Source organism: Bacillus sp. GMs2/2 (assembly GCF_050172095.1).
GTDB lineage: Bacteria > Bacillota > Bacilli > Bacillales > Bacillaceae_G > Bacillus_A > Bacillus_A cereus.
Map to the genome: position 1 here is coordinate 1 of NZ_JBNLYE010000209.1, position 7,083 is coordinate 7,083.

Here is a 7,083-nt window from a genome sequence, read left to right on the forward strand (position 1 = left end):
ATTTAAATTAATATCTAGATTAACTTTACATACATTTCCTGTTTTAACGCAAAAAGAAAAGACCTTTCTAACGATTTTATTCTATCGCTAAAAAGGTCTTTCTCTATTTCTGCTAAAAACTTAGCACTCTTCTGGCTTACCAGCATTCGATGCTGTACGGAAAGATGATCCACATCCGCATGATGCGATTGCGTTTGGATTGTCGATTGTGAATCCGCCGCCAAGCATAGATTGTTTATAGTCAATTTTTACTCCTTTAACAATTGGAGCACTTTCTGTATCGATAACAAATTCAACACCGAAAAACTCAAGCACTGTGTCGTCTTCTTTTGGTTCTACTTCAAATCCTAAGCCGTAAGAAAGACCGCTACATCCGCCGCCGTGTACAGCAAGGCGCACATACTTCTCTCCATCTTCAGCATCTTTTAACATATCTTTAATTTGAAAAGCTGCTTGTTCTGTTACTTCAATCATGAAATACACCTTCCTTTCTGTTCTTAGTTCATTATACATCTTTACGCTTCTATCTTGTACTCATACACTCCGCGGCAAATTACTTCCGCAGGTCCTTTCATCAACACGTTTCCTTCTTCAGTCCACGCAATCATTAAATCGCCGCCAGCTAAATGGACTGTAATTTCCTTACCACGTTCCATCTTTCCATTTAAAATAGCAGCTACAACTGCAGCGCACGCTCCTGTTCCGCAAGCTTGCGTTACACCAGATCCACGTTCCCAAACGCGGAAGTTCATCTCGTCATTATTCAAAATTTCGATAAACTCAACATTTACTCGCTCTGGGAACATTTCATGTGTCTCGAGAACTGGTCCAAGTGTTGTAAGAGGTGCTTTTTCTACATCATCAACAAAAATAACCGCATGCGGATTTCCCATTGAAACAGCTGTAAATGCATAACGATGATTATTGTATAAGAAGTTTTCACGAATAAATGGTGTTTCACCTTCACCAAGCATCGGTATTTCTGCACGTGTTAGACGAGGTGCTCCCATATCGATTTTTGCTAATGTCACGACACCATCTTCTACTGTTACTTCAGCCGTTACAATACCAGCTAACGTTTCAATTGTGAAAACTGTTTCTTCTACTAGTTTATGCTCATACGCATATTTCGCTACGCAGCGTAAACCGTTACCACAGCTCTTTCCTTCAGAACCATCATTATTAAACATACGCATCTTCACCGGAGCTACGTCTGAAGGGCAAATTAAAATCATCCCGTCTGCTCCAATACCAGTATTAATATTTGAAACCTTTTCGGCCACAAGGGCTAAATCTTCTTCAGGAATTTGCTCTTCAAACATATTTACATATATATAACTATTGCCAAGACCATGCATTTTTGTAAAAGAAAATTGGCTCATTTATATTCACTCCAAAAATAATTTGTTATGTTAAGTATAAAATGCATGCTTTTAGAACACAATATGAATGTCCCCCGTTTCTCATATTTGACAACGTTTGGCGATGAGCCACTCTTACACAATTTGTGTAAGAAAAAAGCCCTTCTAAAAAGGGCCTTTTTTTATTTATCCTACTATTTTCGATTGGGGAAGACTAATACTCAGTATTAGTCTTCCCCACGAAATAAAGTTTTATCTAATGAAAAAGGTGCTACTAATTCGCAACACCTTAAAACATTGGATTTTCATCCAAATACTCATATACATTATTAACAAGCTCTTCTACTGTTGCACCTTGTACAACTTCACCATTTACAAGTGCAAATGGTCCTTCAAAACAAATGCCACAATATCCTAAACAACCATACTCCATTACATCTAAATTCGGATCTTTCTCTAATTTTTCTAGAGCTGCTTGTGAACCACTTGCAAGGTTACCTACACAAAATTCAATTAATGGTTTAATCAAAATTCTCCCCCCTGTACTACAAAACAAATTACCTTTTCACTTTATCTATAAGAAGAAAACTAAGCTGTTTCTTGTTGTTTTCGTTACACAGTCTAAACTATTTAGTTACTTCATTACTTCACTTCAAAGTAGATGATTTCTTCTATATAACATGCTACTTACAATGAAAGAGTAACTTAAAAAGAAAAACAGTTTACTTTTCTTCTTATTGTACAACAGAGTATTCATTCATGCATTGTTATTTGTTCACAAATTCGATATAATTTGATTGAGTAAAGTCAAAATATTTTATTAATATAAAATTTTATGATTAGGGGATATTTCAACAGAAAAGGGGTAATCCATCATGAAACACCTCGTAATACTAGGTGGCGGCTACGGTGGAATGAGAATTCTGCAAAGGCTACTTCCAAGCAACCAACTTCCAGATGATGTACAAGTGACATTAATCGACAAAGTACCATATCATTGCTTCAAAACTGAATATTATGCATTAGTTGCGGGTACTATTTCAGAAACGCATATTCGTATACCGTTTCCTGAACACCCACGCCTCAATATTCAATACGGCACAGTAACAAATATTGACCTCGAAGAAAAAGCTGTTCATCTTGATGGCGGCGAAGCGATCCAATATGATGATTTAATTATCGGACTTGGCTGTGAAGATAAATATCATAACGTTCCTGGAGCTAGAGAATATACACATAGTCTACAATCAATTGAACAAACACGTAAGACATATGAACAATTAAATAGTCTAGAACCAAATGCAACAGTAGCTGTCGTTGGTGCTGGCTTAAGTGGTGTTGAAGTAGCAAGTGAACTTCGTGAAAGCCGTTCTGATTTAAAAATCTATTTATTTGATCGAAAAGATAGAATTTTATTCCCATATCCAGAGAAATTAAGTAGATACGTAGAAGAATGGTTTGTAAAGCATAAAGTTAACATCATACGAAACTCTAACATTACAAAAGTAGAACCAAATATTGTGTACAACCACGATGAACCACTTGAATGTGATGCAATCGTCTGGACAGCTGGTATTCAAGCAAATGAAGTTGTTCGAAACCTTCCAGTTGAACAAGATGGTAGCGGACGGGTTGTCTTAACTAAATATCATAATATTCCAAATAACGATCATGTTTACGTTGTAGGAGATTGCGCAGCACTTCCACATGCACCATCTGCCCAACTTGCTGAAGGTCAAGGAGAACAAATTGTCCAAATATTATTAAAACGTTGGAATAATGAATCACTCCCGGATGAACTACCTGTAATTAAATTAAAAGGTGTTCTCGGTTCTCTTGGTAAGAAGCACGGTTTTGGTTTACTAGCAAACCAACCATTAATGGGACGTGTACCGAGATTATTAAAATCTGGTCTTCTTTGGATGTACAAATATCATAAAGGTTAATACCTTACAGGCTGTCTACTATGTAGGCAGCCTCTTTGCATCAGTTTTTAAAAATTATCAGACACATCTTTCTCAATATTTATAATGATTTATTTTTCATTTTTATATTAAAAAATATTGATAAACATTGTATGCTATTTGTAAGTTGTTTTATTACTTCCTTTAAGACCGAGTTCATTCGGTCTTATTTTTCATGTGATAAATACTTTTGTAGGAGGCATTACATTCCACTTATGAACTTATCGAAACTAAACAATCGAATAGAAGCGAAAAAGAAAGAGCTAATCTATCTCGTTGAACGATACGGATTCACTCATGATAAAGTGATTTCTTTCAGCCAAGAATTAGATTGTTTACTTAACTTATTAATAAAACTCAAGACGAAGAAAAAACGTTGTTCGTTATAACCATTTTCCCCTCTTTTTTTGATACGATATAACTAGAATCAGAAAGGAGCGATTTATGTTTATATTAAAAGACGTTATATATAAAGATATACTACACATTCCTTATTTACAGATTCGAAAAGAAAAGATTACTTGTATTATCGGTGAAAGCGGAAGCGGAAAAAGCACGTTGCTTCGCATGTTAAACGATTTACAATCCCCAACATCCGGTACAATTGAATATAACGGAAAATTAATTTCTGATTATCACCCTATTCAATTACGTCGTGACGTAGTTATGCTTGGGCAAACTCCACCTATTTTTGATGGAGCCGTTAAAGACAACCTATTAATGGGACTTCGTCTTTCTGAAAAACCATTTCCAAATGATGATGCCCTGCGGAGTGCATTACAAACCGTTAGCTTAGACAAGCAATTAGAAGATAGCACCTCCTCATTATCCGGCGGTGAAAAACAAAGACTTGCCTTTGCACGTATCGTACTTATGGATCCGCCTGTCTATTTATTAGATGAACCAACTTCAGCATTAGACAATGATACAGAACGCCGCGTTATGAAACAATTTACTGATCTAGCACGAAAAAAGAAAAAAACAGTTATCTTCATCACACACTCACAACAACTTCCAGAAGAAATTGCAGACGATATTATTGAAATTAGCAAAACAAAGGGTGCAACTAGAAAGGAAGTGCTCTCAGTTGAAGGGCGTTATTGAACTCCAAATTTGGCAACTTGCAGCTGCCTATATTTTCATTCTTATTTTAATTGGACTTGTAAAATTAAAAGGAATACCTCGCGAAAAACAAATCGCGCTCGCAACATTCCGTATGACCATTCAGCTCGTACTTGTTGCATATGTCCTTACATACGTATTTGAAAACAGTAATCCATTTTATACAATCGCTCTCATCACTTCTATTACTACCTTTGCAATTTTTAATATTTATAAACGGGTTAACATCCCAATGTCTAAAGAATTAAAACGAGTAGCCGCCCTTTCCATGGTCGCCGGATCAATTGGGCCACTTCTACTATTTATCTTTGTTATTATCGGTCATGACCCTTGGTATGCTCCGCAATATATCGTCCCTATTACAGGAATGTTAGTTGGGAATGCCATGACTGGTGTTTCTCTTGGTGCAAATACGTTCTTAAACAATATGAAATCGCAAAGAGGTCAAATTGAAGGTGCACTTATGCTCGGAGCAACACCGAAAGAAGCTGCTGCTCCGCTCATTCGAGACGCTTTTGACTCTGCTATTTTACCAACAATTAATTCTATGGTCGGAATGGGAATTATAAGCTTACCAGGCATGATGACTGGTCAAATATTATCCGGTGTATCACCATTCACAGCCATTCAATATCAAATCGCCATCATACTCGGTATTTCTGGAAGTACTGCCTTTGCTGTCATTATCTTTTTACAGCTTGGATATAAAACGTTCTTTAATAAGCGATGTCAATTGAAAGAGGTTGACTATGATGCGAGGTAAATCGTGCGTAGTTCTCGGTGAGTGAATTTATATTAACGATTTTTTCAATATATCTATCATAACTTGCAATATATCAACGATTTTTCAAATATATCTATCATAACTCAGAATATATCAACGATTTTGTACGAAATATCGATTTACCGACAAAAAGTGACATAATAAAAAGAGGAGGCTATTCGCCTCCTCTTCTATTTACTTACGCCTTCTTAACGAACTGTGATTTTAGCTTCATAGCTCCGAAACCGTCGATTTTGCAATCGATATCGTGATCGCCATCAACTAGACGGATACTCTTTACTTTCGTACCAATCTTCACAACTGAAGAAGTTCCTTTTACTTTTAAATCTTTAATAACAGTAACAGCATCGCCATCTTGAAGAACGTTTCCGTTCGCATCTTTTACAACTTTTGCACCATCATTATTTTCAGCTTCTGCTTCTTGGCCCCACTCATGAGCACATTCTGGACATACGAAAAGAACACCATCCTCATACGTATATTCTGAATTACATTTTGGACAATTTGGTAAAGTAGCCATAAATTCATTTCCTCCGTTCATTATTTATACGTAAAAATCAAAATTGATGTTTACATCTCGATAAATAAAATTTGTATAGCATTTCTTTATAGTGCCATAGTCTCACGTTATTGACAACCCTACCTCAAATTCTCATTTTTTATTGTATTTTACAAAATTTCAATTTGTATGCCGTTTTTCTATTTGCTCTTCTACTAATTTTAAAAATCTTCGTTGTGCATTTTTATTTTTTACGAGCAATCGAACTCTTAGCTTACTTTGTAAATATGAGCGAACTTTGTAGTTCGTAATAAATAACTTTCGATACTTCTCGTCTTCATATATCATTAGAAACCATTCATACTGCTGCAAGTAACGTATGTTAACATCAATCTTTTTCGTGTGTAAACCCGTACTTAAACTAATAGATCCTATTAGAGCTTCTATTCATGCTGAAATCATTTCTCTCCCCCTAATAAACAAAAGAAGAACCTTCGCAAGATTCTTCTTTTCAAAATGAACGAGTTCCCTCTAGAACCCCCAATTATTTTCTTCAATGTAAATTTGATATTCTTCTAATTCTTCTTCACTTAACTTCTTATTATTTTCATATATCTCTTGCCACTCGAAATAATCTTCATCGAAATAAACAGCAAATTTAATTTTCACGTTTTTCTTCTCTGTATAATCATAACCAGTAAACTCTACTACGTCATAATCTTTTTCTTTCTTCACAAACTTCCAAGTTGGATTATCAGTCATAATCTCTAACGTAACCCCTTCACCACTTGAACGAACAACGTTTTTAATATTCGGTTCAGTTGGTAAAAAGGACAGCCCGAACGCAGCTAACCCAAACACAATCCCGACTATAACTTGTAAACCAATCATACCAGCAATACTCACGCCACCCTTTGATTGTAAGAAATACGCCTTCTCATGATCAGACGCATCTTCTCCCTTACGAAAAACACGAACAGCATGCTTGTAATATAAACGGTTTCCTTGCCATCCAGTAAATATCATCATTCCTAATTGAAGAGCTAAATTAAATGTTACATAAATCCCATCTGGAATATCTATAAAAGGGGGTATAACTATACTAGGTATAGCCAATAACGCAAATATAATAAATAACTTATACATTTTTCGATAAGCTAACCAAAAAGTTGGGAAGAAAAAGGCTACCCAATTCCATGTATTCCCTTGCGCTGGACTTTCTACTTTACCCCACTTAAAGTCATAATAAGCTGTATTCTTTTGAACAACTTTATGTAATTCTTGTGGAGAAATCGTTTCTTGTAAAACAGTGTCCTTCACGTACATCATCCTTTTCTTATTTCTATATACATT

The 7,083-nt window shown here is 35.5% G+C and carries 10 protein-coding genes; 4 read left to right on the forward strand and 6 right to left on the reverse strand.

Going from position 1 to position 7,083, the window contains the following annotated elements:
- Positions 1-120: 120 nt before the first annotated feature.
- The 3 genes from ACQGS6_RS20075 to ACQGS6_RS20085 form a co-directional block, all read right to left on the reverse strand.
- Entirely contained in the window at positions 121-474 is a 354-nt protein-coding gene (locus ACQGS6_RS20075; RefSeq protein WP_000573825.1) for a HesB/IscA family protein, read from the reverse strand.
- A 41-nt stretch (positions 475-515) separates the two neighbouring features.
- Positions 516-1,382, reverse strand: coding sequence for a diaminopimelate epimerase (gene dapF, locus ACQGS6_RS20080; RefSeq protein WP_000077397.1), 867 nt, complete (start codon positions 1,380-1,382; stop codon positions 516-518).
- A gap of 268 nt (positions 1,383-1,650) precedes the next feature.
- On the reverse strand, positions 1,651-1,890 hold the full coding sequence (locus tag ACQGS6_RS20085) for a YuzB family protein (protein ID WP_000595026.1): 240 nt from the start codon (positions 1,888-1,890) through the stop codon (positions 1,651-1,653).
- A 346-nt stretch (positions 1,891-2,236) separates the two neighbouring features.
- On the opposite strand from ACQGS6_RS20085, the gene ACQGS6_RS20090 reads away from it, so the two are divergent.
- From ACQGS6_RS20090 to ACQGS6_RS20105, 4 genes are all read left to right on the forward strand, one after another.
- Entirely contained in the window at positions 2,237-3,307 is a 1,071-nt protein-coding gene (locus ACQGS6_RS20090) for an NAD(P)/FAD-dependent oxidoreductase (RefSeq protein ID WP_000682078.1), read from the forward strand.
- Positions 3,308-3,540: 233 nt separating this feature from the next.
- Positions 3,541-3,714, forward strand: coding sequence for an aspartyl-phosphate phosphatase Spo0E family protein (locus ACQGS6_RS20095; protein WP_001054087.1), 174 nt, complete (start codon positions 3,541-3,543; stop codon positions 3,712-3,714).
- A gap of 55 nt (positions 3,715-3,769) precedes the next feature.
- Positions 3,770-4,429, forward strand: coding sequence for an ABC transporter ATP-binding protein (locus ACQGS6_RS20100; RefSeq protein ID WP_088046229.1), 660 nt, complete (start codon positions 3,770-3,772; stop codon positions 4,427-4,429).
- The gene (locus tag ACQGS6_RS20105) at positions 4,413-5,210 is read left to right on the forward strand and encodes an ABC transporter permease (RefSeq protein ID WP_000679260.1); all 798 of its coding nucleotides are present in this window, start codon (positions 4,413-4,415) and stop codon (positions 5,208-5,210) included. Before ACQGS6_RS20100 ends, ACQGS6_RS20105 begins: the two co-directional genes overlap by 17 nt.
- 199 nt (positions 5,211-5,409) lie before the next feature.
- Here ACQGS6_RS20105 and phnA read toward each other — a convergent pair whose 3' ends face one another.
- The 3 genes from phnA to ACQGS6_RS20120 all read right to left on the reverse strand — a co-directional run bounded on the left by phnA (position 5,410) and on the right by ACQGS6_RS20120 (position 7,059).
- Positions 5,410-5,751 (reverse strand): alkylphosphonate utilization operon protein PhnA, encoded by a 342-nt coding sequence (gene phnA, locus ACQGS6_RS20110; RefSeq protein WP_000212737.1) that lies wholly within the window; start codon positions 5,749-5,751, stop codon positions 5,410-5,412.
- 159 nt (positions 5,752-5,910) lie between these two features.
- Positions 5,911-6,177, reverse strand: coding sequence for a hypothetical protein (locus ACQGS6_RS20115; protein WP_236723025.1), 267 nt, complete (start codon positions 6,175-6,177; stop codon positions 5,911-5,913).
- Between the two features lie 84 nt (positions 6,178-6,261).
- On the reverse strand, positions 6,262-7,059 hold the full coding sequence (locus tag ACQGS6_RS20120; RefSeq protein WP_029960900.1) for a DUF2628 domain-containing protein: 798 nt from the start codon (positions 7,057-7,059) through the stop codon (positions 6,262-6,264).
- Between the last annotated feature and the right edge of the window lie 24 nt (positions 7,060-7,083).

Coding starts and splice junctions, on each gene's coding strand:
- ACQGS6_RS20090 (WP_000682078.1), top strand. CDS start 2,237: ATGAAACACCTCGTAATACTAGGTGGCGGCTACGGTGGAATGAGAATT.
- ACQGS6_RS20095 (WP_001054087.1), top strand. CDS start 3,541: ATGAACTTATCGAAACTAAACAATCGAATAGAAGCGAAAAAGAAAGAG.
- ACQGS6_RS20120 (WP_029960900.1), bottom strand. CDS start 7,059: ATGATGTACGTGAAGGACACTGTTTTACAAGAAACGATTTCTCCACAA.
- dapF (WP_000077397.1), bottom strand. CDS start 1,382: ATGAGCCAATTTTCTTTTACAAAAATGCATGGTCTTGGCAATAGTTAT.
- phnA (WP_000212737.1), bottom strand. CDS start 5,751: ATGGCTACTTTACCAAATTGTCCAAAATGTAATTCAGAATATACGTAT.
- ACQGS6_RS20075 (WP_000573825.1), bottom strand. CDS start 474: ATGATTGAAGTAACAGAACAAGCAGCTTTTCAAATTAAAGATATGTTA.
- ACQGS6_RS20100 (WP_088046229.1), top strand. CDS start 3,770: ATGTTTATATTAAAAGACGTTATATATAAAGATATACTACACATTCCT.